This is a genomic window from Myxococcus sp. AS-1-15 (genome assembly GCF_020037055.1).
Classification (GTDB): Bacteria; Myxococcota; Myxococcia; order Myxococcales; family Myxococcaceae; genus Myxococcus; species Myxococcus fulvus.
Genome location: NZ_JAIQDF010000010.1, coordinates 334,702 through 360,906, shown reverse-complemented (window position 1 = coordinate 360,906; position 26,205 = coordinate 334,702). Strand labels below are relative to the sequence as shown.

At 71.2% G+C, this 26,205-nt stretch carries 20 protein-coding genes; 5 read left to right on the top strand and 15 right to left on the bottom strand.

Annotated features, from left to right (window positions below):
* Window positions 1–146: 146 nt before the first annotated feature.
* The 11 genes from K8625_RS26730 to K8625_RS26680 form a co-directional block, all read right to left on the bottom strand.
* Complete coding sequence (locus K8625_RS26730; RefSeq protein WP_223784282.1) at window positions 147–2,411, bottom strand: membrane dipeptidase; 2,265 nt, start codon at window positions 2,409–2,411, stop codon at window positions 147–149.
* Between the two features lie 153 nt (window positions 2,412–2,564).
* Window positions 2,565–3,923 (bottom strand): CapA family protein, encoded by a 1,359-nt coding sequence (locus K8625_RS26725; RefSeq protein ID WP_223784281.1) that lies wholly within the window; start codon window positions 3,921–3,923, stop codon window positions 2,565–2,567.
* Window positions 3,924–4,052: 129 nt separating this feature from the next.
* Window positions 4,053–4,565 carry a hypothetical protein gene (locus K8625_RS26720; RefSeq protein ID WP_223784280.1) on the bottom strand — a complete coding sequence of 171 codons (513 nt, stop codon included), beginning with the start codon at window positions 4,563–4,565 and terminating at the stop codon, window positions 4,053–4,055.
* A gap of 222 nt (window positions 4,566–4,787) precedes the next feature.
* A complete protein-coding gene (locus K8625_RS44260; protein ID WP_305070679.1) occupies window positions 4,788–6,221 on the bottom strand; it encodes an EGF domain-containing protein in 1,434 nt (477 codons plus the stop codon).
* Between the two features lie 377 nt (window positions 6,222–6,598).
* A complete protein-coding gene (locus K8625_RS26710; protein ID WP_223784279.1) occupies window positions 6,599–7,156 on the bottom strand; it encodes an MXAN_0125 family MYXO-CTERM protein in 558 nt (185 codons plus the stop codon).
* 420 nt (window positions 7,157–7,576) lie between these two features.
* Window positions 7,577–8,851: a DUF4215 domain-containing protein gene (locus tag K8625_RS26705; protein WP_223784278.1), complete on the bottom strand. Its 1,275-nt coding sequence runs from the start codon at window positions 8,849–8,851 to the stop codon at window positions 7,577–7,579.
* A gap of 164 nt (window positions 8,852–9,015) precedes the next feature.
* A complete protein-coding gene (upp, locus tag K8625_RS26700; protein ID WP_141329226.1) occupies window positions 9,016–9,654 on the bottom strand; it encodes a uracil phosphoribosyltransferase in 639 nt (212 codons plus the stop codon).
* A 31-nt stretch (window positions 9,655–9,685) separates the two neighbouring features.
* Window positions 9,686–10,897: a URC4/urg3 family protein gene (locus K8625_RS26695; RefSeq protein WP_223784277.1), complete on the bottom strand. Its 1,212-nt coding sequence runs from the start codon at window positions 10,895–10,897 to the stop codon at window positions 9,686–9,688.
* The gene (locus K8625_RS26690; RefSeq protein WP_223749389.1) at window positions 10,890–12,143 is read right to left on the bottom strand and encodes a GTP cyclohydrolase II; all 1,254 of its coding nucleotides are present in this window, start codon (window positions 12,141–12,143) and stop codon (window positions 10,890–10,892) included. Before K8625_RS26690 ends, K8625_RS26695 begins: the two co-directional genes overlap by 8 nt.
* Before the next feature lie 49 nt (window positions 12,144–12,192).
* Complete coding sequence (gene mmsA, locus K8625_RS26685) at window positions 12,193–13,677, bottom strand: CoA-acylating methylmalonate-semialdehyde dehydrogenase (protein WP_223784276.1); 1,485 nt, start codon at window positions 13,675–13,677, stop codon at window positions 12,193–12,195.
* Window positions 13,678–13,928: 251 nt separating this feature from the next.
* Entirely contained in the window at window positions 13,929–14,339 is a 411-nt protein-coding gene (locus K8625_RS26680) for a hypothetical protein (RefSeq protein WP_223749391.1), read from the bottom strand.
* Window positions 14,340–14,605: 266 nt separating this feature from the next.
* Here K8625_RS26680 and K8625_RS26675 point away from each other — a divergent pair, with 266 nt between their 5' ends.
* From K8625_RS26675 to K8625_RS26665, 3 genes are all read left to right on the top strand, one after another.
* Window positions 14,606–17,635 (top strand): serine/threonine-protein kinase, encoded by a 3,030-nt coding sequence (locus K8625_RS26675; protein WP_223784275.1) that lies wholly within the window; start codon window positions 14,606–14,608, stop codon window positions 17,633–17,635.
* 31 nt (window positions 17,636–17,666) lie between these two features.
* Window positions 17,667–19,025 carry a sigma 54-interacting transcriptional regulator gene (locus K8625_RS26670; RefSeq protein WP_370640388.1) on the top strand — a complete coding sequence of 453 codons (1,359 nt, stop codon included), beginning with the start codon at window positions 17,667–17,669 and terminating at the stop codon, window positions 19,023–19,025.
* A gap of 64 nt (window positions 19,026–19,089) precedes the next feature.
* Window positions 19,090–19,992: a hypothetical protein gene (locus K8625_RS26665; RefSeq protein WP_223784274.1), complete on the top strand. Its 903-nt coding sequence runs from the start codon at window positions 19,090–19,092 to the stop codon at window positions 19,990–19,992.
* A gap of 272 nt (window positions 19,993–20,264) precedes the next feature.
* Here K8625_RS26665 and K8625_RS26660 read toward each other — a convergent pair whose 3' ends face one another.
* From K8625_RS26660 to K8625_RS26650, 3 genes are all read right to left on the bottom strand, one after another.
* A complete protein-coding gene (locus K8625_RS26660) occupies window positions 20,265–21,536 on the bottom strand; it encodes a hypothetical protein (protein ID WP_223784273.1) in 1,272 nt (423 codons plus the stop codon).
* Between the two features lie 38 nt (window positions 21,537–21,574).
* Window positions 21,575–22,630, bottom strand: coding sequence for a hypothetical protein (locus K8625_RS26655; protein WP_223784272.1), 1,056 nt, complete (start codon window positions 22,628–22,630; stop codon window positions 21,575–21,577).
* A 215-nt stretch (window positions 22,631–22,845) separates the two neighbouring features.
* Window positions 22,846–23,370, bottom strand: a complete 525-nt coding sequence (locus tag K8625_RS26650) for a GNAT family N-acetyltransferase (RefSeq protein WP_223784271.1) — start codon at window positions 23,368–23,370, stop codon at window positions 22,846–22,848.
* Between the two features lie 257 nt (window positions 23,371–23,627).
* On the opposite strand from K8625_RS26650, the gene K8625_RS26645 reads away from it, so the two are divergent.
* Window positions 23,628–24,263 (top strand): hypothetical protein, encoded by a 636-nt coding sequence (locus K8625_RS26645; RefSeq protein ID WP_223784270.1) that lies wholly within the window; start codon window positions 23,628–23,630, stop codon window positions 24,261–24,263.
* A gap of 236 nt (window positions 24,264–24,499) precedes the next feature.
* Window positions 24,500–24,919, top strand: a complete 420-nt coding sequence (locus K8625_RS26640; protein ID WP_223784269.1) for a DUF3575 domain-containing protein — start codon at window positions 24,500–24,502, stop codon at window positions 24,917–24,919.
* An 8-nt stretch (window positions 24,920–24,927) separates the two neighbouring features.
* Here the strand turns inward: K8625_RS26640 and K8625_RS26635 are convergent, their stop codons facing one another.
* Complete coding sequence (locus K8625_RS26635; RefSeq protein ID WP_223749398.1) at window positions 24,928–26,175, bottom strand: phosphatidylserine/phosphatidylglycerophosphate/cardiolipin synthase family protein; 1,248 nt, start codon at window positions 26,173–26,175, stop codon at window positions 24,928–24,930.
* Window positions 26,176–26,205: the final 30 nt, after the last annotated feature.

The following is a 26,205-nucleotide window of genomic DNA, read 5'->3' as shown; positions in this document are numbered from 1 at the left end:
CCCCCTTGCCGTCAGCCTCCCGGCAAAAGTCCCACCCTGCCGTCCTGGCTCCCCCTCCACCCAGCATTCCAAGGTTCCGAGCGCCACATCCCCGCACCCAGGGACACCAGGGGCCCCTCGACCCCCAGCATCCCCAAGGCTCTCGCCTACTTACACGTGAAGGACCACCGACACGTGCCCGACAGGCACTCGCGACCGGACCCGCAGGCCGCCCCTCGGCCCTTCTTGTTCTGGCACTTGCCCGAGTTCAACCCCCAGCCACAGTACTGGGTCGCACCACAGTGCGAGTCGCTGTCGCACAGGCAACTGCCCGTCGGATTCAGGTAACAGTCCGCGCTGCAACGGTCCGTCCTGCACTCCCTATCCGACTTGCACGTCTCCCCGTACCCCTTCGAGTCCGGCGTGAAACACCACCCCACCGCGTTCGCACACCCTCCACACGCCCCCGACTGGCACTGTCCATCCCGGCTGCACGACACCCAGTCCGCCTTCTTCGGCACACAGTCGTTGTCCGCCGGATTCCCCGGCGTGTCCTTCTGGCAGTACCCCACCCCGCCACAGTCCTCATCCCCGTTGCACACGCACCGACCCTTGATGAGGCTGCACACCACCGACGAACACTGCTCCGTCAGGCACTCGTCGTCGAACCGGCACTGCTCGTTCATGTCCTTGCTGTCCGGCGCGTAGTGCTTCCCACACACCGTCGGATACGCCGCCTCCCGGTCCTCCGGCTTCACCCACGCCGCCACCCCCGACGTGTCGATGTCGTTCGCCGGGTCCGCCATCCCCACCCGCGGCAATGACGCCCGCTCCCACATCCGGATGAACGTCTCCGACGAGCCCGTCAGCCCCGCCGTGTTCACCCCCAGGTTCCTCAAATCCTTCACCATGTCCGGCAACAACCCCACGTGCGCCAGACCGGCCTCGTCGAACGCCGTCCCCAACCGCCCAGGCCCCTGCAGCTCCTGCTGACGCGCCTGCGCGTCCGCCTCCGCCTGGAACCCCGCCGAGCACGCCCCGTCGTCTCCGAACCGCGGCCGCGTCTGCTGGATGAACCCGTTGAAGTCCGCTCCGAACGCCATCGGAACCTTCAACCCCTGGCGACCGAACTCGTACGCCTGCGCGAACGAGCGCGTCGACCCCTGGCAGTTGTTCTCCACGCCGGACTTCGTATACGTCCGCGTCTCGTCATGCGCCGTGCGCAAGCCGAACATGCCGCCCGTGCGCCGCAACATCTGCACCACCCACGCCGGCGTCGTCTTCTCGTTCTCCGCCAGCTTCCCGTTCATCACCTCGCGGAAGTGTCCGTGGCTCACGTACAGCGGGTAGTACTTGTTCGTCTCCGCCACCGAGTACGCATCCTGGATGCCCTTCTCCGACAGGTGCGCCAGGTCGATGAGCATCCCCTTGTCCATCATCGCCTGCACCAGCGCCCGCCCCTCCCCCGTCAGGCCCTTCGTGTTCTTGCAGTTCCCATCCACGTCGAACCCCAACGTCTTCCCGCCCACCGTCAGCCCACAGTCCGAGTCGATGTGACAGTTCTCCAAAAACTGCGCCGCCTGGAAGATGGCGTTGTGCGGCGCCGCCCCGCCGAACCGGTTGTCCAGCTGGTGCACCGGCTGCAACGTGCGCACCCCCAACCCATGGAAGCGCTCCAGCTCCGCCCGCCAGTCCTTCGCGCCGAACAGCTTGCTCGTCTCGATGGACAGCACCATCGCCAGCTTCCCCTCGCCGATGATGCGCCGAGCGTCCGCCGGCGTCAGCGCCAGGTCCACCCAGTCCCGCGTCGCCGCGAAGTCGCGCGCCTTCTGCAGCTGCACCTCCACGTCCGTCATCTCGTCACACGCCCGAGTGCGGTTCTGCGGCGGCAGCGCGTCACACAGGAAGCCGTTGCTCACCGCCGACACCACCACCAGCGACATGCCGCCCTGGTGCGCCTGGCGCAGCCACCCCTCCCACGACTGCTGGTGCGCAATCGTGTCCCAGCGCGGCCACTCGCTGTTCGGATTGCGCCGCCCGTCGTGCAGGCCCGTGTCGCCCTGCGTGCCCTCAATCTTCCCCAGGAACTCCGAGCCCACCGCGCCCGCGATGCCGAACAGCTGCGACAACACCGGCACTCCGCGCAGGTCGATGTTGCTCGAGTTCGGACACAGGTTCAGCAGATGGCTCAAGTCCATCCGCACCCGCGCGTGGTCGCTCTCCGGCCACCCTCCGTCACACCGCGTGAGCGCGTCCGTCACCGTGCCGTGGAACCAACCGCCACCAAACGCCTCCTCGGCGAACATGTGGTGGTGCAGCTCCGCGAAGCCCGGCACGCCTGCCAGCCTCGCCGTCTTCTCTGTTTCAACCTCGGCGAGCGCCTGGGGGCTCTCGCCCTCCTCGACGGGCACGCAGGACAACGCGGATGCCATGACCAAGGTGGTACACCATCGCAGCAGACGCGGACGGGACATGGGGGACTCCCTTCAGGTGGAAACCCCCACTTAGCGACACCTCCCACCCTGACTTCAAGCCAGTCGGCGCCATGCCGTGACTGACGCAACGCTGATGCACCGCGTCGCGACTCAGGGGCCCGCGGGCTCCGCCACCACGGTGGGCGCATACACGGGCGGCACGTACGCCGGTGGGACGTACGCGGTGGCGCGCTGGCGCAGCGCGGGGGAGGCGACGGCGAAGCCCTCGGGCAGCATTCGGAGGATTCGCTCCCGGCGGTGACGGGAGCCGTCCAGCCGACGCTCCAGCTCCGCGCGCTCCTCCTTCGTCTCCTGGTCCTGCGGTGCGGGCCGCGCGGCCAGCGTCGCCAGGCGCTCGGTCACCGCCTCCAGCTCCCGGTCGATGAGCACCGGCTGGATGTTGCGCGTCTCCTTGCGCTTGCGGCCCACGGCGTTGTTCTCAATCCACACCGGCAGCACGGCGACGTCGCCCAGCACCACCGGCGCCTTGGGGCTCGGACGCGTCAGGGAGACTCGCAGCAGCATGGAGTCTCGCTTGTCGCCCGCCATGCCCTTCTTCGGCTTGGGCGCGTGGAGATAGAAGCGGTCCTGGTTCGCCACCAGGTTGCCGAGCGAGAACGCGATGAGCCCTCGCCGTCCGTCCGCGGTGGTGTAGCCCTCCAGCGGCTGGAGCACATGGGGATGATGCCCCACGACGGCCAGCGCCCCCGCGTCCAGCAGCGCCTGCCCCAGCTTGCGGTCGTCCGGGTGCGGGCTGTCCGCGTACTCGACGCCCCAATGCACCAGGACGATGAGCGCGTCACAGCGCGCCGAGAGCTCGCGCACCTTCTGCGTCACCTCGTCCGTCGTCAGGCCCCGGTGGAAGCGGTGCTGCGGGTAGGGCACGAAGGCCACGTGCGGCGCCTCGGCCTCCTTCGGGTTGCTGAAGCCGTTGAGCCAGCGCGTGAAGGACAGGAAGCCCACCTTCATGCCTCGCACGTCCATGAAGACGGGCTCCCACGCGGCGTCCCTCGTCGCGCCCGTCCCCGTGTGACGCAGGCCCACCGCGTCCAGGTGCCGCAGCGTCTCCACCAGGCCCGTGGGGAGCTGGTCCCTGGCGTGGTTGTTCCCCGTGGACACCACCTTCACGCCCGCGCGCGCCATGGCGCGGGCCATGGAGGACGGCGCGTTGAAGAGCAGCTCGCGCGTCACCGCCTTCTTGTTGTCCGTGACGGGCGTCTCCAGGTTCAAGACGCCGATGTCCGCGGTGCGCAGCACGTCCGCGATGGGGCCGAAGACGTGGTCCCAGCCGTCGTTGTTCAGCGACGGCGCGGGCCCACCCTCGGGAGGCTCGGCGCCGTTGCGCGCGTGCAGCCGAGCCACCGTCTTCACCTCCCCATGCGGAATCACATCCCCGCCGAACACGAGCTCGACGTGGGTGGGCGCGGTGGCGAACAGCAAGGGGACCAACAACAAGACAGGCGCAGGCACGCCCGACAGCTTAGTCCAGGCCCACGGAATCCCCCTCACACGCCGGCTCGACGCGGTGTTTCATCCGGTGTCTCTCTTGGGTGATGAGAGGAAGTCCGTTCCGACTCGGCGAGTGTCGCCCGCGCCTCGTCAGAGCAGCTTGGAGACAGTGAGCGTCACCACGCCCGCGACATCCGTGACGCCCTCGGGGGTCCAGCAGGCCGCCAGGTCCGTCTGGAGCAGCGTCAGCGTGCGTACCACCGTCGCATCCAGGAAGCGCCCTGCCGTCACCTTGCCGGTGAGCACGATGACCATCTCTCCGGCGGGCCGGGCGTTGATGAGTGACGTGCCTTCGGCCGTGCTCCACGTTCCATCGTTCCAGTCGATGCGCATCGAGAAGGTCGACGACCCCAGCGAGCAGCTCAGCACCCCCGAGCCCACCACCTGGATGCTCGCGGAGATGACGCCCAGCGGGAGTCCCACGCACGGGCCCAGCGTGGATTGCCCCGTGAAGGCCACTGTCCGGGGCGTCTGCGTGACGCCCGGCTCGTAGTGCGTCGCCTCCGTACCCGGACAAGTGAGCTGCACGAGCTGCGCTCGCGCGGACGTCGAGAGGAGGACCACCGACAACAAACACATCCACAGGCCACGATTCGCGCGCATGTGCATCGACTCCCGTCAGGCCCGTCCGGAGAGAACGGGCCTGGCGGTCCTAGGCGCGTCTCGCACCGCAATCCCATCAATCCGGCAGCGCGGCCGCATCTCTCCGCGCTGCGGGCCGTCCACGGGTCTCACGCTGAACATCCCCCCTGGAGGAAGGTGCAGGAGGCCAAACCCTCCAGCGCGCAGGCACCGTGCCCACGCGCCGGAAGTAGTGTCACCCGCTCAGTGCGAGCCCGCGACCACGATGGACCCGACGTAGGCATGGTGCTTCGGGTGGCACTCGTCGCCGACGTCCTGGCGCTTCAGCGCCCCCGTGAAGACCTGGTCCGCCTGCCCGGCCCGCTTCACCGTCACCGAGTAGTGCACCGGCGTCGCCTCACTCGCCGCCGGGTGGAAGTTGGCCGCCTTCAGGCACACGTCGTACGTCCCCGCCGGCGGCATCGTCCCCTCGTACCAGGCCACGTTCTCCGGCCCCATCCCGCTCGCCACGTCCCCCTCGAACCGCCCCTGGTCCGTGCTCGGCCCAGGCCCCGGGTTCCCATACGAGACAATCTTCCCCGTCGGCGTCCTCACCACCAGGTCCGCGTCGCCGTCCCGCCCCCACGTCGCCGTGAACCGCAGCGGCTCACCACCACCACCGCCACCCCCCACGCACACCCCCGACGAGCACGTCTTCCCCGCCCCACAGACGTTGCCGCAGCAGCCGCAGTTGTTCGGGTCCGAGGACAAGTCCGTGCACACCTGGCCGCACTGGACCCTGGGCGACGGACAGCTCGGCGGATTGCACTGGAAGCCCCCCGGCGTGTTCACACACTGCTCACCCGGCCCACAGTTGTCCGTCCCCAGCGCGCACTCGTCGATGTCCACACACGTGAAGCCATTGCCCGTGTAGCCCGGCCGGCACGTACACGTGTAGCTGCCCGGCGTGTTCGTGCAGTACGCGTTCGGCGAGCACTGCGCCGTGCCGTTGGTGCACTCGTTCACGTCGTGACACACGCTCGGCTGGCCCTGACACGTGTAGCCCGGCTCCACCTGGCACGTGGCGCCACAGCCATCGCCCGCCACCCGGCCTCCGTCATCACACTGCTCGCCCGTCCCCACCATCCCGTCCCCACACATCCCGCCCGTCGCGCCCCCCGTCGCCTCCACCGCGTCCACCTGGTACAGCGACAGCAACGCGCCACGCAGCGTCACGTAACGGTAGGCAGCAGGCTGGAGGTACGGCACCAGCGCGGAGTGCGTCCCCACGCCCACGTCGAGCAGCTGCGCCTGCCCCGTGGCGATGACGCTCATGTCCGCGCGCCGGAACTCCACCTGCACCACCACCCCCAGCGACAACCCCCGGTAGTAGATGCGCAAGGGCCCCGTGCCCTCCTCACCCTGCCCCATGTCCAGCGTCAGCGCGCCGCCCAACAGGCTCAGGAAGTTCGCCGTCTGCCCATCCGGCGCCCCCACCGCGTTCTGCGGATTGGCCACCAGCGTGACGCCACTCTGGACCACCGCGTTCGCGTAGTTCGGGGCCAGGGCCTGCTCCCGTGTCACCACATCCTCCGTCGGGAACGTGTCCTCCTCGAGCGCGACGCCACAACCACCCACGACGAATGCGAACACCGCGCTCAACCAGCGCGACGCCGAGACACCACGATTGACCTTCATGTTCTGCTCCATTCCGCTCGTCTGGCTGGACGGAAAAGCCCGCGTGCAGGGAGATGACGGTGGGGACTTCCGTCTCACTCCAAGAAACGCACGACGGCTTTTTCTTGCGGCGATTTTCCGCGAGCAGTCCCCCGCGCCGTGCGCGAGCGGACATGCCAGCCGCCACACCCCACCCTGGCGAAAGACAGTCGACACACCCCTCGCCCCCACGTCACGTTCCGAGACACGAACACCCACCATGTCTCTCTTTTCGAGAACACGGCAGACACATGTTTCTCGAAACACGATGATGGGGTTCGCGCCAGACCCACGGGTCCACCCGGAGACCCCACCCAGGTGGACCTCTCCCCTCAATCAAAGACAGACACGAAGCCGGCTCAGCGCGCGACGCGGCGCCGGCGGAGCACCGCGCCCAGGAGGGCCAGCACGCCTCCGAGCAGCAGCCCTCCGCCCGTGGACGTGGAGGAACAGCCGCCCGACGGCGTGTCCCGCGACACACAGGCCACGTTCGCGGAGACCACGACGTCGTGCTCCTGGCCGTCCACGGAGACGACGTAGTGCTCCTCCTCGAAGCGCTCCTCGACCTGCCCCTTCTGGAGCGGGTCCGCGCGCTGGTCGTTGGCGAAGTAGAAGGAGGCCTCCTCGTTCGGCAGGAGCTCCTCGTCGCACACCGTCGCGCCCTCGCAGCCCGCCAGCGGCCAGCCCACCAGCGTCACGGGCTCGTCACACGCGTTGCGGACCCGGCTGGTGCCGCACGTGGCGTAGGTGGAGATGATGAGGCACGGCTTCTCCGACACCACGCTCTGTCGCTCGGTGACGCAGTCACACGGCTCGCTCTCGGCCCGGGCCGGCCCCGCCGAACCCACCACCACCGCCGTCGCCAACACCCACCCCAGCCGCATGGACAGGCCCCGGGGAATGAACGTCGTTCGCATCCTCGATACCTCCGCCTCGAATGTCGGCCCCTGCGCGGGCACGCATCCTGGCCCCTGACAGGGAGCGGAGCCAGACATCGTTGCCCAGGGCAACCTTCTCCACCCAGACACCGTGTCCCCTGACTCGGCGAGGGACCGCCCGGTGGTCCTCGGGCGAGCCCAGGCACCTCACGTCACGGCGAGGCAGACCAGGTGAAGGTCCCGGATGCGGGCCTCGCTGTCCTCGGTGCACTCGGACGAGGCCGGCGGGGGCGCCCAGGGCGGCGTCCGGGTTGCGTACGGCGACGGTGGTCCCATCCTCCACCTCGTTCGCGGAGGGGTGCGCCGACAACGCCTGCGCGCCCTGCTCGAGCGAAGCCCGGGCTGGGACATGGCCAACACTCACCATGCCCGGCCCGGCGCCCCCGCGGGGCGACAGCCTCAGGGGATGCCGAAGGACGCCACCGCGGGGTCGCCCCAGTCGCAGCCCCAGGTGGAGGGCAGCTGCGTGAGCGCGCCGGTGTAGACGACCTCCGGCCTGCCCGCGCGTCGGACGCGGACGGTGTAGCCCACGGGATTCGAGGGGCTCGGCTGGGGAGAGAAGCCCACCGCCATCAAACAGACGCGGTAGCCGCCCACGGGCGGAATCCGGCCATTCGCCCAGAAGACGCTCTCCGGGCCGGTGCCCGTCACCTCGTCCCGGTCCAGCTCGCCGTACTCGGTCTGCGCGTCCGGTCCGCGGTTGTTGTAGTGGATGAGCTTGTCGCCCGGCGTGCGGACATACAGGTCCGCGTCTCCGGGCCGGCTCCAGGTCGCTGAAATCTGCAGCAGCGACGTGCCCACGCACGCGCCCGCCTGACAGGCCGCGCCCCCACCACAGGCATTCCCGCAGCCGCCGCAGTGCTCGCTCGAGCTGCTCGGGTCCACGCAGGCCGAGCCACACGGGAGGTTCGGCGGCAGGCACGCGGGCGTCTGGCACTGGAAGCCGCCCGGCGTGTTGACGCAGACCTGCTCCGGCGCGCAGGTGTCCGTGCCCAGGGCGCACTCGTCCACGTCCGCGCAGACGCTCGGCTCGCCCGAGCAGGTATAGCCGGCCTCCGGCCAGCAGACGCTGCTGCAGCCATCTCCGGAGCTCTGGTTGCCGTCGTCACAGCGCTCCTCGGAGCCGTCGATGACGCCGTCGCCACACACCGGGTTGCGCAGGCCCCGCACCGCGTCCACCAGGATGGGCGCCTCGGCCGCCCCGCGCAGCAGCACATAGCGATAGGGGATGGTCTGCCCGTTCCACACGGTCCACTCGAAGGTGCCCTCACCCCGCGGCACCACGAACAGCGTGCTCCCGTACAGGTAGCTGCCGTCCACCGCCAGGAACAGCACCGTCGACTGCGACGACACCTCGCGAGGGCCCCGGTAGTAGACGGTCAGCATCCCCGTCGCCTCCTGCCCCTCGCCCAGGTCCAGCATCAGCCCCGCCGTGGTGTCCATGGGCAGCGTCGCGGCGATGCCGTCCGGCGGGCCCACCGCCGCGCCCGGGTTCAGCACCGACGACGACGTGCCCGAGACGGCCACCGCGTCCGCGTGGTTCGGCTCCGGCGGGGCCAGGGCCGCCCGCGAGACCTCCTCCCGCGGCGCTTCGTCCACCGGCTGCTCGACGTCACAGGCGCCCACCAGACATGCCAGCGCCACCCAGCCCCAGCCGCATCGTCCGCGCATCATCGTGTCCCTCGTCCCCCCGAGGCGGGCTGGAGCCCGGGATGGGCTCACGGCCCCCAGGAGGGATGCGAGGCTATTCGGGACGTCGAGGGCGCGACAATCCCAGACACGGACGCCCCTGAGTTCAAGAAGAACCCGGGGTCATCCATGACAGGCATTGGCGCACGTCACGTCTTGGTGCCGAAGAGCCGGTCGCCCGCGTCGCCCAGGCCCGGGAGGATGTAGCCGTGCTCGTTGAGCTTCTCGTCCACCGCGGCGGTGTAGACGTGCACGTCCGGGTGGTGCTCGCGCAGGTTGGCCAGGCCCTCCGGACAGGCCAACAGGCACACGAAGCGCAGGGAGCCGGGCTTGCTGCGCTTGACGCGCTGGAGCGCCGCCACCGCGGAGTTGCCCGTGGCGAGCATCGGGTCACACACCACCACGTCGCGGTCCGCCAGCTGCCCGGGCACGCGGTAGTAGTACTCCACCGGCGTCAGCGTCTCCGGGTCGCGGTACAGGCCGATGTGGCCCACGCGCGCGGAGGGCACCAGTTGGAGCATGCCGTCGAGGATGCCCTGGCCCGCGCGCATGATGGCGACGAGCACCAGCTTCTTGCCCTCCAGCATCGGCGCGCGCATGGGCGCCATGGGCGTCTGGATGTCCTCGTCGCGGACCTTCAGGTCGCGCAGCGCCTCGTACGCCAGGAGCAGCGAAATCTCCTGGAGCAGCGAGCGGAAGGTCGCGGTGCTCGTCTCCGTGCGCCGCATCATCGTCAGCTTGTGCTTCACCAGTGGATGGTCCACCACGGTGCAGTTGGGGAACTCCATTGCGTCCCTCCCTCGTCGAATCTGCGGGTTGTCAGAACACCGTTCCGTCGCTGTCCACGCGGATGGGCGGCACACCGCCGGGGCGCGCCTCGGCGGCCACCTTGCGCCCCGCCGTCCACGTGCCTCCCTGCAGCACCTTGCCCAGGGGCAGCTCCTCCGCGCTCATCCCCAGCCGGCCGCGCACCAGCGCCGCCACCCGGTCCAACAGCGCCACCGTCAGCGCGCGCCACTCGACGATGGGCTCCTCGCTCGGGTGCAGGGCCTCGCGGGTCAGCCGCGCGTCCCGGGGCACCAGCACGCCCAGGTCCACGAAGAGGCCGCCGTTGCGGTACTCGGGCAGGCCGGTGAGCCCGTCCAGCTCCAACACGCGGAGCCCCGCCTCCTCCAGCGGCTCCACCAGCGAGTACGTCAGCCACTGGGACAGCTTGTGGAAGGGCACCAGCGCGTCCACGCCCTCCACCGGGCCCAGCGCCGAGTGCGGCCACACGTCGCCCAGGTTGACCGCGTCCACCATCACCCGCCCCGGCCAGATGGGGCCCAGCTGCTCCAGCACGTGCCCCAACAGCTCCGAGGCGCGCACGCTGCGCCCCTGCGCCACCACCAGGTCGAACAGCGTCCCGGGCCTGGGCAGCACGCGCCCCAGGCCGTGCATCAGGTGCAGCCGGCCCTCGAGCCCGTCCAGCGGGTTCGCCCCGGTGACCTGGAGCCCTTGCGCGAGCGCGTCGAGCGACAGCCGGCTCAGCGCCTCCGAGTCCGCCCGCAGCGGCCGGTCCGGGTCCGAGGAGAAGACGCCGTCCATGAACATGCGGAAGCTGGCCACCGCCAGGCCTTCCGAGCGCGCCCACGTGCCGCCGCCCTGCTCGCGGTAGCGCCACTTCGGGCCGCTGCCCGCGTCCAGCAGCACGCTCACCACGGCCAGGTCCAGCTTCGCCCGCGCGCGCTCCTCGGGGGACACGCCCTTCAGCCGCGCCTCCAGCTCCTCCACGCGCTTGACGCCGCCCGCGTCGAAGTGACGCCAGCGGCTGTGCAGCGGGATGTCCAGCGTGGGGTACGCCTCGCGCGTGACGGCCAGCACCGTGTCCACCACGGCCGGCAGTCGCGAGGGCTCCACGCGGAAGTGCGTGAGCTTCCCGGCGAGCCCCAGGTCCAGCAGCTGATGGCAGCGCTCGCGGATGGCCGCGGGGGTGCGCAGCCACGCGACGGCCGGGGACACGTCCGTCCTCGCCACGGGCCGCTCAGACATCGAGGCCCCGTCCCTTCACCTGCGCCAGGCCCGCCGCGTCCGCCACGGGGCCCTTGGTGAAGTAGCCCGCCGCCTTCTTCGCCTCCATCTCCACCTTCGCGTCGGCGGGGATGAGCTCCTCGGGGATGGGCACGCGCTCGAGGATTTCGATGCCCGAGCGGACAATGGCGTCGTGCTTCATGTCGCTCATCGACACGAAGCGGTGGATGCGGGTGATGCCCAGCCAGTGGAGCACGTCCGGCATCAGCTCCTGGAAGCGCATGTCCTGCACGCCCGCCACGCACTCGGTGCGGTGGAAGTACGTGGCCGCGGAGTCGCCGCCCTCCTGGCGCTTGCGCGCGTTGTAGACCAGGAACTTGGTCACCTCGCCCAGCGCGCGGCCCTCCTTGCGCAGGTAGACGATGATGCCCGCGCCGCCCGCCTGCGACGTGCGCACGCACTCCTCGATGCCGTGCGCCAGGTACGGCCGGCAGGTGCAGATGTCGCTGCCGAACACGTCCGAGCCGTTGCACTCGTCATGCACGCGCACCGCCAGCGGGATGTCCTTGTTCGCCACCGAGCGGATGTCACCGAAGGCATACAGCGTGAGCCCGCCGATGGGCGGCAGGAAGACGTGCAGGTCCGGGCGGGTAATCAGCTCCGGGAACATGCCGCCCGTCTGCTCGAAGAGGCCGCGGCGCAGCGCGCTCTCCGTCAGGCCGAAGCGCCGAGCGATTCCCGGCAGGTGCCACACCGGGTCCACCGCGGCCTTCACCACCTTGATGTCGCCGTTGGCGGTGAGCAGGTCCCCGTCCGGGACCAGCCGGCCCGCCTCCACCGCGTCGCGCAGCTCCGGCAGGTTGATGTGCGCGCGGGTGACGGCGATGGTGGGACGGAAGTCGACGCCCTGCTCGTAGAAGGGGCGGAAGGCCTGCGGCGCCACCGCGCCCCACGGGTCCAGGGAGACGATGCGGTCCGGGTTGCTCCAGGACGGATGCGGCCCAATCTCCGCGGCGGGCGAGGTGTCCTTCAGGTCCGCGCGGTGGTCCTGCGGCAGCATGCCCGCGGCCACGGCGAGCGCGCGGTAGACGGCGTAGGAGCCCGCGTGCGTGCCGATGACGTTGCGGTGGCCGGGCTCGGTGAGCGTGGCCACCACGGGCCCCCGGCGCAGCGGATCCACCTCGCCCCAGCGGATGGGCACGCTGGGCGTGTCGCCATCCGGATGGGAGGTGAGACGGATGGAGTTGACGGGCTTCTTGTCTGCCATGGGAGCGCCCTCCTTGCGGGCGCGACTGGAGCTCGTGCGGGAGGAACGCTCAGCTCATCCACGAGCCGTCGGTGCGAGCCGACCACTTGCGGGTGACCTTCTTGAGCTGCGTCCAGAAGTCGAGGCTGGAGACGCCGGTGATGTCGCCGTGGCCGAAGCGCGACTCGCCGGTGCCGCCGAAGGAGAACGGCTCGCGCGGGACGGGCACGCCCACGTTGACGCCCACCATGCCCGCGCGCACGCCCTCCACCGCCGCCTGCGCCACCGCGCCGCTGGTGGTGAAGATGGACGCGGCGTTGCCGTAGGTGGACGCGTTCTCCACCGCGAGCGCCGCCGACAGCGTGGGCACGCGGATGATGGACAGCACCGGGCCGAACAGCTCGCGCCTGGCGGCCTCCATGTCCGGGCGCACGTGGTCCAGGATGGACGGGCCCAGCCAGTTGCCGCCGGCCCACTGCTCGCCCGCCGGACGCTTGCCGCGCCCGTCCAGCGTGAGGCGCGCGCCCTCGGACGCCGCGCGGGCGATGGCCGCCTCCAGCCGCTCCACCGCGCCCTTGTCGATGATGGCGCCCATGCCGGGGCCCACCTCGAGCCGGGCCGCGCGCCGGGCGATGTCCTGGAGCAAGGGCTCGATGTCGCCCACCGCCAGGAGCACGCTGCCCGCCATGCAGCGCTGGCCCGCGCAGCCGGTGAACGAGTCCACCACGGCCTGCGCGGTGAGGTCCGGGTCCGCGTCCGGCGCGACGATGAGGTGGTTCTTCGCGCCGCCCAGCGCGAGCACGCGCTTGCCGCGCTCACCGCCGCGCGCGTAGAGCTGCCGCGCCACGGCCGACGAGCCCACGAAGGCCAGCGCCTTGACGTCCGGGTGCTCCACCAGCGCGTCCACCGTCTCGCGCCCGCCGTGCACGACGGAGAAGACGCCGGGGGGATAGCCCGCCTCGCGCATCAGTTCGCCCAGCGCGCACGCGGTGAGGGGCACCTTCTCCGACGGCTTGAGGATGAAGGCGTTGCCCAGCGTCACCGCGATGGGGAACAGCCACATGGGCACCATCGCCGGGAAGTTGAACGGGGTGATGCCCGCGACGATGCCCAAGGGCTCGCGGCGCAGCTCACACGTGACGCCCCGGCTCACCTCCAGGTGCGCGCCGCTGTCCAGGTTCTGCAGGGACAGCGCGAACTCACACACCTCCAGGCCCTTGAGCACGCCGGCGCGCGCCTCCGCCACCGTCTTGCCCGCCTCGCTCGCGGCGAGGTTCGACAGCCGGTCCAGGTCCCGCTCCAGCAGGCTCCGGAAGCGGAACAGGGGCTGGGTGCGCTCGCGCGGAGACAGGCTCCTCCACAGCGCGGCGGCGGGACGCGCGGCCTCCACCGCCTGAGCGACACCGTCCGCGGGCGTGAGGGGAACCCGGCCGATGACGGTGCCGGTGTAGGGGCTGCGGACATCCAGCAGCGTCGCGCCCGGCGGCAGCAGCCACTCACCTCCCACCAGGTTTCGACACGGAACGACGCTCTCGGGAAGCTCGACGAACGACAAGCGCACACCCCAGACATGGCAACGAGGACGTGCGCTTCATCGTAGCCGCGAACACAGACATCACCGCAACCCACCCCCGGGGCCGCCCGCCAGAATGCCGGGCGACTGTCCTGCACCCCAGCACTCCACCTGTCGGGAAGAGGACCCCCTCCCGCAAAGGCATCCCATGGGGTCTTCAATGCATGGCGTCATGGGCCGCGCCGCGTCATTCATTGACGGGTGCGGGCGGACTCAGGCGACAGTGTTGTCTTTCAAGCGCTCGCGCCGGGACCCAACCACGCACGCAGGCGGGTGAGGACGGCGGAGTCCTCCGCGTCATGGGGGAGGCCCAGGCGGCGCGCCTCGGCATACAGCGCGAGCGCGTACTCGAAGCGCTCGGTGGCCCTCTGGGAGTCGCCCTGCTCCAGGTGCAGCTCGCCGTCCTCGGCCACCAGTCGCGCGAGCACCTTCACGCGCAGCGGGTCGCCCAGCAGGCGCGCGGTGGACGCGGCGTCCACCATCAGCAGGGCCGCGTACTCCATCCCCAACGTGTCGAGCGCCGTCGAGCGGATGAGCGCCGCCGCGTCGGCGAAGCGCTTCTCGTGGCGGGCCTTGAGCAGTCGCGCCAGCGCGGCGGCGAACTGCTCGATGAGACGCTCGACGTAGTCCTTGCGGATGGACATGGCCCACCCAGGCTCGCGCCTTCCCTCGCGTGGGCACAAGGACCTGGGCGCCGTCGACGTGGGGTCTTGGAGGGACCTTCGCGCAGGTGCGACCTTCCCACATCGCGGCCTGTGCTCCGACCTCACCCGAGGGCACGAGGTCCCGGCGGACACCTCGCGTCCGGTCGGCGCGTCTGTCCTGGAGCAGCCAGGCGACTGACGCGAGGCGGCGAGAACCTGGGAGTCCCAAAGAGCTTGGGTACACTCGGGGGAAGGGTGCGCCAGGAATGACCAAGAACGACACAGGCGACAGGGGCGAGGGCTCCGTCGGCACGGGCGGCGAGGACGAGGGGACGGTGTCGCTCGTCCCGGCCCCCGCGGACGAGGGGACGATGTCCCTGGGCACGGGCGACAAGCTCGAAGGGACGATGTCCCTGGGCACGGGCGGCGAGCCCGAGGGGACGATGTCCCTGGGCACGGGCGACAAGCTCGAGGGGACAGCGTCCCTGGGCGCGGGCGTCCCAGGCGCGGGCTCCCACGGGACGGGGGCCCGAGGTGCGGGCTCGCGCTCCTATGGCACTGGAGATCGGGATGTGGGCTCGAGCTCCCACGGTGACGACTCCGCCACGGGGCCGGACGAGGCGCGCCGCCGGGCGCCGCCGTTCTCCCAGGTGGGCCGGTATGTGCTGTTGCGCCGACTGGGCCAGGGCGGCATGGGCGTGGTGTACGCGGCCTATGACCCGGACCTGGACCGGAAGGTGGCGCTCAAGCTGCTGCATCCGGACGGACGCCACGACGAGTCCGAGGAGGCGCGGGCGCGGCTCTTGCGCGAGGCGCAGGCCATGGCGCGCGTCTCCCACCCGCACGTCATCCCGGTGTTCGACGTGGGCATGTGGGGCGACCAGGTCTTCGTCGCGATGGAGCTGGTGGACGGCGGCACGCTGGCGTCGTGGCTGAAGGAGTCGCCGCGCTCGTGGCGCGAAATCCTCACGCGCTACGTGGACGCGGGCCGGGGCCTGGAGGCCGCGCACGCGGCGGGGCTGGTGCACCGCGACTTCAAGCCGGCCAACGTGCTCATCAGCCGCGCGGGCCGCGTGTACGTGATGGACTTCGGCCTGGCGCGTCCCATCGGCGAGCTGCGCGAGGAGGACCCGCTCCCCGAGGAGACCCGCGAGACGCTCGCCTCCGGTCGGCGCATGCTGGACACCACGCTCACCGGACATGGCGCGCTGGTGGGCACGCCCAACTACATGTCCCCGGAGCAGTTCCGGGGCGCGACGCTGGACGGGCGCACGGACCAGTTCAGCTTCTGCGCCGCGCTGTACGGCGCGCTCTATGGCGCGCGCCCCTTCGACCCGGGGAGCGTGCGCGCCTACGTCATCTCCAGCATGGTCGAGGCCGGCGGGCGCACCGAGTCGCTCGCCACGCCCCGGGGCGCCCTGGCGACCTCCTCCACGCGGCCGCCTCCGCTCGCGGTGCGCGAGCCGCCGCGCGACTCGAAGGTGCCCGGCTGGGTGCGCGACGCCGTGCTGCGCGGCCTGTCGCTGGAGGCCGACCAGCGCTTCCCCTCGATGTCCGCGCTGCTGGAGGCGCTGTCCCAGGAGCACCACCGGCTGCAGCGCCGTCGGTGGGCGACGGCGGCGGGCGCGCTGGGCACCACGCTCGCGCTGACGGCGGGCGCGGTGTGGCACCAGTCACGCACGTGCGTGGACGCGGGCGCGCAGATGGACGAGGCGTGGTCGTCCTCCACGCGCGACAAGCTGGCCACCGCGTTCGAGGCCACGGGCCGCCCCTTCGCGAAGACGATGGCCGAGCGCGTGACGCACGCCCTGGAAGACTACGCCCAGGCGTGGAAGCAGCAGCGCGTGCAGGCGTGCGAGGCCACCCAGGTGCAGGGCGTGAAGCCCGAGGAGCAGTTGGACCGGCAGCTCGTGTGCCTGGAGCGTCGGCGCAAGGACTTCCGCGCCACGGTGGAGCTGCTGTCGAGCGCGGACGCGGCGATGGTGGAGAAGTCGCTGGACGCGGCGCTCGCCCTGCCCTCGCTGTGGGAGTGCGAGGACGCGGAGGCGCTGGCCTCGGCGCAGCGACGGCCCTCGGACCCGCTGCGCCGCGCGGACATCGAGCTGTTGGAGGAGAAGCTCTCCCACGTGCGCGCGCTCATGGACGCGGGCAGACACCCCCAGGCCCTGGAGGCCATCCAACCGCTGATGGCCCCCGTCGAGGCCACCGGCTACCTGCCGCTGCGCTCCGAGGCGCGGTACCTGAACGGCTGGCTGCTCGAGCAGACGGGCGATTCCGCCGAGGCCGCGAAGCTGCTGTCGCGCGCGGTGTTCGACGCGGAGGCCGGCCACGCGGACCGGCTGAAGGTGACGGCGCTCAACAAGCTGCTCTTCGTGGAGGATGGACTCGAGCACTTCGAGCCCGCGGCGCGCTGGGGCGAGCTGGCCGAGGCCACCCTGGAGCGCATGGGCGGAGACGCCGTGCTGCTGGGCGACGTGCGCGTCAATCAAGCCAACCTGGCCATCACCCAGGAGCAGTACGACGTGGCCAAGGCGCGCGTGGAGGAGGCCCGCGCGCTCTACGCGAGGGCGCTGCCGGAGGAGCACCCCAAGCGCGCGCGCACCACGTTCCTGCTCGCGCACGTGGTGAACTCGCTCGGTGACTCGGCGCTCGCGCTGAGGCTGATGGAGGACGCGCTCCAGAAGACCACCGCCGCCATGGGCCCGCAGCACCCCGACGTGGCCCGGCGCCACGGCCTGTTGTCCATGACGCTGCGCGAGCAGGGGCAGGACGACAAGGCCCTGCCCCACGCGCAGGCGGCGGCGGACATCCTCCAGGCCATCTACGGCGCGGACAACCTGAAGCTGGCGGAGGCGCTCGACGAGCTGGGCATGTGTCAGCTCGGCCTGCGCCGCTTCGAGGACGCGCTGAAGACGTATGAGCGCGCGCTCGCGATGAAGCAGAAGGTGCTGCCCGCGGGCGACGACAAGCTGCAGTTCTCCCTGGACGGCGTGGGCCAGGCGCTGCTCGGGCTGGGCCGCGCGGACGAGGCCGTGAAGCTGCTGCGCGAGGCCGTGGGCTTCCCGGACGCGCCCCCGGACGCGCTGGCGGAGTCCGGCTTCGCGCTGGCGAAGGCGCTGGCCCGGACGGGGCAGGTGCCCCAGGCGCGCGAGGAGGCCGCGCGGGCCAAGGGGTGGTTCACCCAGGCGGAGCTGCCCGAGCGCGCGGGGGAGGTGGACGGCTTCCTCGCCTCCCTGCCCGAGGAGAAGAAGGCCGCGCGGCCGGTGCGCGCGCTGGTGCGCCCCCGGAAGCGGTGACACGCGTGGAAGGTGGCACCCCCGCCGGGGCGTGCTAGCGTCCGCCCTCGTGTCGCTGCCGCCGGACGAGGAAGAGGCGAACCTGGATGCCACGGCCACGCTGACGCGCGGACGGGCGGGTCAGGTGAAGATGGTGCTCCGGATCCTCTCGGGTCCGGACTCCGGCAAGGTGCATCCGCTCCGACAGGGCACGCACGTGGTGGGCAAGGCGCCCACGTGCGACATCGTCCTGGCGGACAAGGCCGTGTCCCGACAGCACCTGAGGCTGGAGGTGCATGACGAGCACGTGGTGGCCACGGACCTGGAATCGCACAACGGCTCGTTCTGCGAGCGGCTGCGCTTCACGTCCCTGGAGCTGCGCCCCGGCACCGTCATCACCCTGGGCACCACCGAGCTGAAGCTGATGCCCGAGGACACGCGCGAGCGCGCCGTCCTGCTGTCGGACAAGGACCACTTCGGGGCGCTCGTCGGGCAGAGCCGCAAGATGCGCGAGGCCTTCACGCTGCTGGAGCGGCTGGCCCCCGGCGGCGCGGACGTGCTCATCCAGGGCGAGACGGGCACGGGCAAGGACCTGTGCGCGGAGGCCATCCACCAGCAGAGCCCGCGCAAGAAGGGCCCGTTCGTCATCGTGGACCTGGCGGGCGTGCCGCCCACGCTCATCGAGAGCGAGCTGTTCGGCCACGTGAAGGGCGCGTTCACCAGCGCGCAGACGGACCGCGCGGGCGCCTTCGAGCGCGCCCAGGGCGGCACGGTGTTCCTGGACGAGGTGGGCGAGCTGCCCCTGGAGCTGCAGCCGCGCCTCTTGCGCGTGCTGGAGCGCCGGCAGGTCAAGCGCGTGGGCGCCAACGACTACATCTCCGTGAACATGCGCGTGGTGGCCGCCACGCACGTGAACCTGGAGCAGGCGGTGCAGCAGGGGAAGTTCCGGCGGGACTTGTTCCACCGGCTCGCGGTGCTGCGCGTGAGCCTGCCGCCCCTGCGCGAGCGCCCCGAGGACATCCCGGCGCTCATCGACCACATGCTCAAGCAGACGGGCCGGGCGCCCAGCGCGCTGTCGGTCCAGACGCGCGCGCTGCTGGCCCAGTACCCCTGGCCCGGCAACGTGCGCGAGCTGCGCAACGTGGTGGAGCAGGTGGTCAACCTGGGCGAGGAGGCCCTGCCGGAGCTGGAGTCCTCCGGCGAGGAGGGGGGCGCCAAGGTCGAGCTGGACCTCCCCTTCAAGGAAGCCAAGGAGCGCCTCATCGAGGGCTTCGAGCGCGACTACCTGAAAAATCTACTGGAGCGCTGCGAGGGGAACATCTCCCGGGCCGCCCGCGAGGCGGACATCGACCGTGTCTACTTGAAGAAACTGCTGCGCAAGCACGACCTGGATACGGGGCGGGACTCTTAACGCGGAGGGACTTTCGGGTTAGAGTGGGATGACCACGTACCCCTTTTGTCCCTGGAGGCCCCCCGTGCGCATCCCCCTCTCTCCGACCCTGGTGAGGACCCTCGAGCAGCCACGCGTCGACGTGACGCCGGCGCCGGGGGCCGCAGCATCCGGGACGGGCACGGCGGCGGCCCCCGAGGTGACGCCGGTGGAGGCGCCCACGGATGCGTACGGCGCGCAGGAGGCGCAGCTGAGCGAGTGGGTGCAGCGCTTCGGTGCGCTGGCCAGCGCGGTGGGTACGGCGTCCGCCACCCAGCCCCAGCAGGTGGCCTGCGTGAGTGACTTGTCGTCCATGAAGGTGCCCCAGCTGGGCGGGCCCGCGGACGGCGCTTCGGTGCTCCAGCAGACCAAGGACTCCAACTGCGGGTCCGCGGTGGCGGTGATGCTGGGCAAGGACAAGGGCACCACGGGCGCGAAGCCGTCGACGGAGACGATGGACTCGCTCGAGTCGCGCTTCACCAACGGCGACGGGACGACGCCGCACGAGCTGTCGAACATGATTGCGCACGAGGGCGCGGCGGTGACGCAGGCCTCCGGCTCCTTCGACAAGAAGCTGATGGATGAAGCCCTGGCGCGCGACGGCAAGGCCGCGGTGCTGGTGGACTCCAACAAGGTGGACCCGAACGCGAAGGACGCGGGCAAGGGCCGCGCGCACTGGGTCACCGTCGATGGCAAGGACGCGCAGGGCAACTACACGGTGAAGGACCCGGGGACCGGCAAGAGCGTGAAGATGGACGCCGGGGCGCTCGAGGACGCGGTGGGCACCGCCTGGAGCGAGCACAACGGCGGCGGCATGCTCGTCGTCGAGAAGGCCGAGGGCACCACCGAGGCCGAGCGCGCGCAGCGCGGCGGCGAGATTGCCACGGCGCTGGGCAACTCCGATGGCGGCGGCTCCCGCAGGGGCGCCTTCGCCCGCGAGTCCTCCTGAGCGGAGGGCCTTACCTGGGCCGCGCGTCACGCTCGCCGCGAAGGCTGGCGGACTGACGCGCGGAGCGGGACCTGCGTCTCGAGCCGACCGCATGCCGGCGCGACGCCTCTGCTGAGCAGGCCGAGCTGGAGCCGCGCTGCCCCGCGCAATGCGCGGGCGGCGTGCTCCCGTTGCAAGGGGCACCCTCGTCACACGCGTGTCGGCGCGACGCCTCCCTCGCCCCGCGCCGGAGTGCACGACGCTCGGGCGATGTCCCTCGTGGGCGTCGCTCCTCAGACGTGGAGGTACTCCACGGCCTGGAGCCGGAGGAGCTGCTTCGCGAGCTCCTGCACGCGCTCCACCTCTGCGTCACCCAGTGGCTTTCGCAACGCGAGCTTCAAATCCGTGGAGGCGCGGAACAGGAGGTTGCGCACCTGCGCGTTGCTGAGCAGCGGGTTGAGCGTGCGCAGGTGCCCCACGAGCGAGCCCAGCTGCTGCAGCGTCAGCCCGGCCACCATCACCTGCGTGGCGCTGCCCTCGTCGGCGAAGCGCGCGACGGCGAGCTGGAGCGGGGACAGGAGCAGTGAGCGGGTGAAGGCCGGCTCGCACGACAGCTGGAGCCGGGCGCACTCGGACACCATCGGGCCGGCGTCGTGGCCCTCGATGACGGGCTGGATGCGGGCCGCGTCGTAGCGCGTGAGCACCGCCTCGTACGCCGCGCGGGCCTGCTTGCCCGGCTCCGAGCGCTGGAACACGTCGAAGGCGAGGTGGATCTCCTCGCGCAACAGCTCGAGCAGGTACGCGTCATCCACGTTCGCCGGCACCCCGAGCACCTCGGCCAGGAAGGCCCGGTCATCGGCCGTCCCGGCGGCCACGGCCCAGAACTCGAGCGTGACGGAGCTCTCGCTCATCATGATGGGCACCGTGACGACGCCCTGGTGACGCCCCGGGGCCTGCACGAACTGGGAGAGCTTGGCCTCCAGGTCCGCGTAGCCCCGCATCAGCCGGTCCATCACGGCGGCGCGCACCCTCGCGCGGCCCTCCCGCGAGGCCGGCGTCTCCTCGCGCGGCGCGCGCTCCGCGAGGTCCCGCTCGCGCGGAGCCTGGGCCGAAGTGGACTCACGCGCGGGCTGCTGCGGCGTCGGAGGCGCCTGCTGCTCGGCGCGCGTGGACGGCTGCGGCTGCGTCGCAGGCGTGGGCGTCGCCACCTGCGCGGGCTTCGCCGCCATGCCCGTGGAGGTGCCCGTCGGGGGCGCGGTGCCGAGCGCCTCCGCGCCGCCCTGGGTGAAGCCCTCGAGCCCGCCGGAGCCGCCGCGCTGGGCGCCGGCATCCATCCCGTCGCGGTGGACGCCGCCCTGCGCGCCCTGCTGCGCCTGCTCACCCTCGGCGGGGCGGGCCCCGGTCTTCCCACCCGTCGCGGGCTTGCCTCCGGTGCCCTTCGCCTGGGTGGACTTGTCCGACTTCTTCGCCTCCGCGGGCTTCGCCTGCTCTCGCGCCGCCTCCTCCCTCGCGGACCGAGGGGGGACTCCGGGGCGGGGGGCATTCGGCGGGAGGCGGACGCTCATGGAGGGGACACGGCCGGCGCGCGCGGCGCCGGTGGGACTCAGGTGAGGTTCTTCAAGCGGACGACCAGGTTGCTGTCACCACTGCCCAGCGTGCTCGCGTCGTCGGTGGGGATGACATAACCCTGGTCCGCGCCGACGTGCTTGCGGAAGAAGTCTACCACCGCCGGGTCCTTCACCTCCGAGGTGGTGGTCTTCTTGATGCCATACACCGACCCGTCCTCACCTCGGGCCTTCACGGCGTCGGGCGCGGAGGAGAGCAGGTTCTCCAGGGTCCCGGACGTCCGGCCGCCGCTGGCGGGCTGCATCGTCATCGCGGTGTTGTGCCCCTCGATGTAGCTGACGTCGTAGTAGGTCTTCCCGAAGCCACCGTCGAACTTCACCTCACCGAGCGTGGCGTTCTTGCCGTCGCCCGACGTGCTGCGGAAGTTGCCCGACCACCCCTCGGGGAACTTCACCGTGCGGTTCTCGCCCGGCTGGAGGGTGACCGGGTCCACCGCCTTCTCCCCCGCGTTGGGCGTGAACTGGATGGTCATCGGCTTGTCGCCGTCGTTGTGCAGCGACAGCGTGTTGCCGTCCTTCTTCACGCCCTGCGAGTCGGAGACCTTCTGCTTCGCGCCGACCGCCTCCGCGGGCTGTCCGGGGGACGGGGCCGCGGCCTTGCCCGAAGGCGACGGCGCCTCGGCGCCGATGCTCGGGACCTGCGGGGACGGGGCCGCGGCGGAGGTCTCGGCGCAGCCCGCGAGCGCGCCCGGCCCCTGCGCGCCACCCAGCGGAGGCACGCCCGTGCCGCCCTGCCCCTGCGCGCCGCTCAGCGGGGGCACGCCCGTGCCGCCCTGCCCCTGCGCGCCACCGAGCACCTGCGCCAGCTCATTGAGGACCTCCAGCTGCGAGGCGAGCACCTTCACCAGCTTCTGGAGTCCCTCCGCGCTCTTGAGGCCCCCGCCCACCTCGAAGCCGTCCTTCTGGAAGAGGGACTGGGCGGAGGGCGCGTTCATCGGCGTCGGCCGCGCCGCCTGCGACACCGACTCGGCGCGGGACGACAGCGAGGGGGCGACGGGGGAGACGGCGGAGCGGGAGATGGGGGAGAGCGCCATGACGAGGTCCTCGGGGGCTGGGCTGCGAGGGGCTGAGCCAGGTCAGCCGATGCAGGTGCCTTGAGCACGAGGTGTGCCAGGGTCGGTGACTCGCCAAGCCCCTGGAATCACAGAGGAGGTCCGCGACTCCGGGGGCCGAGGTGGGCGCGCTCCTGGTGACCGCCGTCGAGGGCCTGATGACAGGGGTCATCAGGGCGGCGGCCACCGGAGCACGGCTACTTCAGGCGCAGCACGTACGCCTCGAGGAACACCGTGGGCAGGTCCATGTCGCCCTCGGGCTCGCGCACGTAGCCGCGGGACATGTACATGCGGGCGACGCCGACGGCGCCCCGGCGCACGTGCAGACACACCGCGTCCACGCCCCAGCGCCGGGCCAGGGCCTCGGCGGCATCGAGCAGCGGCCGGGCCAGGCCGGTGCCATGCACCTTCACCGCGGTGGCCAGCCCACGCAGGTCCGCCGCGCGAGGCAGCCACGCCTCCGAGCCCGGCGCGCCGGGAGGAAAGAGGGCCACGGTGCCGACGACCTCGCCATCGAGCTCCGCCACCAGGAGCGAGGCGATCTTCCGCCGAGCCGCCACGTCGCGCAGCTCGCGCTTGCGCTCCTCCGTGTAGACCACCTCCGGCAGCTTCTTCGCGTACTGGGTGGTGAAGGCCTCGACCAGCAGCTCTCCCACCGCCACATCATCCTCGGGCCGTATCTCTCGGATGAGGGCCCGCCCCACCACGTCCTGGGTGCTCATGCCCGCAGCCATTACCACGCGTGGCGCGTCACTGTCTGGGGCGCGTCCGACGACGCACCGCGAGTCCTCCGCCCTCTCACGGCGCCGACCTCGTCGAGCTTGAGCCCGGCGCCGGTGGGCATCGCCACCTGGAAGACGCGGTGCCTCGCGAAGCGCGCTTCGCGTCTGTGCACCGGCTTGCTCACTTCGCGCGTCCCGGGGGTTGTCATCCCGCCGGGTTGCGCCCGGCACACCCTTTGCCCTGGGGCCACGCCACCATGAACTTGAGCTCGTTGCGTCACGGCCTCCTGAGCGGACTCGTCGCCCTCCCCCTCCTCGCACACGCCCAGGAAGAGGCGGCGCCCTCGCCCTTCCTCGACCCCGCCACCGAGGTCGAGGCCGACCGCTGGACTCGGTCCTTGAACCTGGCGGTGCGCGGCCAGTCGTTCTCGTTCGACGAGTCGCCCGCCGGCTTCCCCCTCCTCACGGTGAACCTGGAGCAGCAGCTCTTCCGCTACCTGTCCCTGTACGGGGGCCTCCACTTCAAGGTGGACCTCGACACCTTCGGAGGGCAGGTGGGCACCCGGGTCTTCTTCAGCCAGACGTTCCACGAAGGCTTCTTCGTGGCGGCGCAGGCCAGCCACTCCCTCATCGAGGTGGACTCCAACACGGATGGCACCCGCACCTCCTTGGGAGGGCTCGTGGGCTATTCGCATGTGCTGGAGCGGCGGTGGATCATCTCCGTCGGGGCCGGCGCACAGAGCACCCGCACCCGGACGCAGACCTCCCCTGCCTCGAACATCGCGCCCTGCATCTTCCTCTACTGCAAGCAGGAGGTTGCCGCCCAGGAGGCCGTCTCGGAGACGGAGGCCGTGGAGCCCGTGCTGCAGTTGGCGCTCACGCTCCGGTTCTGACCCCCACGCCTCCCCAGGTCCACGCCCCCATGAACCTCGACCTGATTCGATGCGGCCTCCTGAGCGGACTCGTCGCCCTCCCCCTCCTCGCCCGAGCCCAGGGGGACACCAGCCCCCCACCGCGCCCCTCCGGGCACGCGCCCTCCAACCTCGAGTCCCGGAACTGGGCGGTGAACGTCGGGGCGCGAGGCCACTCCTGGAGCTTCGACCGGACACGGGCCGAGCTCCCCCTCCTCATGGTGAGCATGGAGCATCAGCCCTTCCGGCACCTGTCGTTCTTCGGCGGCACCCACTTCGGCCCGGACATCAACCTCGTGGGCGCGCAGGTGGGCAGCCGCGTCTTCTTCGGCGAGACGTTCCAGGAAGGTGTCTTCGTCGCGGCGCAGGCGAGCTACACCCTGTTCACCGTGGGCGACGACACGTTCGGCAGGCGCAGCTCCTTCGGAGGGCTCGTGGGTTACTCCCATCCACTGAGCACCCGGTGGCACCTGTCGCTCGGCGTGGGCGTCCAGTCCACGCGGACACGCAGGACGACCTATCCACCTCCGATCCTGCTCTGCCCCTTCGGGATGTGCAGCCCCGCCGCCGCGCCGCGGACCGAAACGTGGGAGGCCGAGGAGCCACTCCTCCAGTTGGGCACGTCGTTCCGGTTCTGAGGTGTGCCTCAGAGATAGTCGCCGATGAGCCACGGCAGCTTCTCGCCCAGCCGCTGCAGCAGTCCCCGGCGGCGCCAGCCGTCCCAGTGGATTTCGCGCGAGTGGAGCATGTCCTTCTCGAACGCCGCGGCGAGCGACGCGGCCAGCGCCGGGTCCTCCACCACCAGCGAGCACTCGTCCGAGGTGCTCAACGCCAGCGGGTCCAGGTTCGTCGAGCCCACCACGGACAGGTCCTCGTCCACGAGCATCGTCTTGGAGTGCATCATCGACAGCTCGTACTCCCAGATGCGCACCCCGCCCTCGAGCAGCCTCGCGTAGGACGCGCGCTGCGCGGCGTGCACCGGCGCGATGTCGTGATGTCGCCCGGGCACGAGCACCCGCACGTCCACGCCCTGCTTCACCTTCTCCAGCAGCATGTCGCCGATGGCGTCGGAGGGGATGAAGTACGAGTTTGAAATCCAGAGGCGTCGCCTCGCGGCGGCGATGGTGAGCAGCGTCATGCGGCGCGCGTCGGAGAGGAAGCGGTTCTGCGTGCTCGCGACGAAGCCCGCGCGGGCCTCACCTCGGGAGGCGAGCTCCGGGAAGGCCTCGGGTGGAAGGAAGTCTCCGCCCGCCTCCTGCCAGTTCTGCGCGAAGGCCACCTGCATCTCGCGCACGGCGGGGCCCTCGGCGCGCACGCTCATGTCGCGCCAGTACTCCGGCCCCTCCGCGTCGCCGAGCCAGCTGCGCCAGATGCCGAAGCCTCCGGTGACGCCGACCTCGCCGTCGCGCACCACGAGCTTGCGGTGCAGGCGCGTCTTGATGCGCGCGGCGTCGAGCGAGGGCATGGCGCCCTGGATGGGACGGAAGATGCGCACCTCGCAGCCCGCGTTCGCGAGCGCGATGCCCACGGAGTCGAAGTTGACGCTGCCCAGCGGGTCCACGAGCACGCGGCACGCGACCCCGGGCTGTCGCTCGCGCAGCGCGCGCACCAGTCGCTCCGAGGGCTCACCCGGGCGCCAGATGTAGCTGGCGATGTGGATGCTGGAGCGCGCGGCGCGAATCTCCTCGTCGAGCACATCGAAGACGCGGCCGTTCTCCACCAGCTCCACGTGGTGGCCGGGCGTGAGCGCGACGCCGAGCGACTGGAAGAAGGCCAGCGAGCGCGTCTCATCCGCCGCGGTGGGCAGCGCGCGCAGCCGGAGGTCGTGCCGATGATTCGGAGCAGGGCACCCGGCGACGAGCAACGCGACGAGCACGGAGCAGGCCAGCTTCACCTTGGGAAGCTAATGGCGCTCCCCTGTCGC

What these genes read in the sequence shown, in the direction of transcription:
- K8625_RS26680 (WP_223749391.1), bottom strand. Translation starts at nt 14,339, where the DNA reads ATGTCCATCCGCAAGGACTACGTCGAGCGTCTCATCGAGCAGTTCGCC.
- K8625_RS26645 (WP_223784270.1), top strand. Translation starts at nt 23,628, where the DNA reads ATGAACTTGAGCTCGTTGCGTCACGGCCTCCTGAGCGGACTCGTCGCC.
- K8625_RS26705 (WP_223784278.1), bottom strand. Translation starts at nt 8,851, where the DNA reads ATGATGCGCGGACGATGCGGCTGGGGCTGGGTGGCGCTGGCATGTCTG.
- K8625_RS26675 (WP_223784275.1), top strand. Translation starts at nt 14,606, where the DNA reads ATGACCAAGAACGACACAGGCGACAGGGGCGAGGGCTCCGTCGGCACG.
- K8625_RS44260 (WP_305070679.1), bottom strand. Translation starts at nt 6,221, where the DNA reads ATGAAGGTCAATCGTGGTGTCTCGGCGTCGCGCTGGTTGAGCGCGGTG.
- K8625_RS26655 (WP_223784272.1), bottom strand. Translation starts at nt 22,630, where the DNA reads ATGGCGCTCTCCCCCATCTCCCGCTCCGCCGTCTCCCCCGTCGCCCCC.
- K8625_RS26695 (WP_223784277.1), bottom strand. Translation starts at nt 10,897, where the DNA reads ATGTCTGAGCGGCCCGTGGCGAGGACGGACGTGTCCCCGGCCGTCGCG.
- K8625_RS26730 (WP_223784282.1), bottom strand. Translation starts at nt 2,411, where the DNA reads ATGGCATCCGCGTTGTCCTGCGTGCCCGTCGAGGAGGGCGAGAGCCCC.
- K8625_RS26660 (WP_223784273.1), bottom strand. Translation starts at nt 21,536, where the DNA reads ATGAGCGTCCGCCTCCCGCCGAATGCCCCCCGCCCCGGAGTCCCCCCT.
- K8625_RS26690 (WP_223749389.1), bottom strand. Translation starts at nt 12,143, where the DNA reads ATGGCAGACAAGAAGCCCGTCAACTCCATCCGTCTCACCTCCCATCCG.
- upp (WP_141329226.1), bottom strand. Translation starts at nt 9,654, where the DNA reads ATGGAGTTCCCCAACTGCACCGTGGTGGACCATCCACTGGTGAAGCAC.
- K8625_RS26640 (WP_223784269.1), top strand. Translation starts at nt 24,500, where the DNA reads ATGGTGAGCATGGAGCATCAGCCCTTCCGGCACCTGTCGTTCTTCGGC.
- K8625_RS26650 (WP_223784271.1), bottom strand. Translation starts at nt 23,370, where the DNA reads ATGAGCACCCAGGACGTGGTGGGGCGGGCCCTCATCCGAGAGATACGG.
- K8625_RS26710 (WP_223784279.1), bottom strand. Translation starts at nt 7,156, where the DNA reads ATGCGAACGACGTTCATTCCCCGGGGCCTGTCCATGCGGCTGGGGTGG.
- K8625_RS26720 (WP_223784280.1), bottom strand. Translation starts at nt 4,565, where the DNA reads ATGCGCGCGAATCGTGGCCTGTGGATGTGTTTGTTGTCGGTGGTCCTC.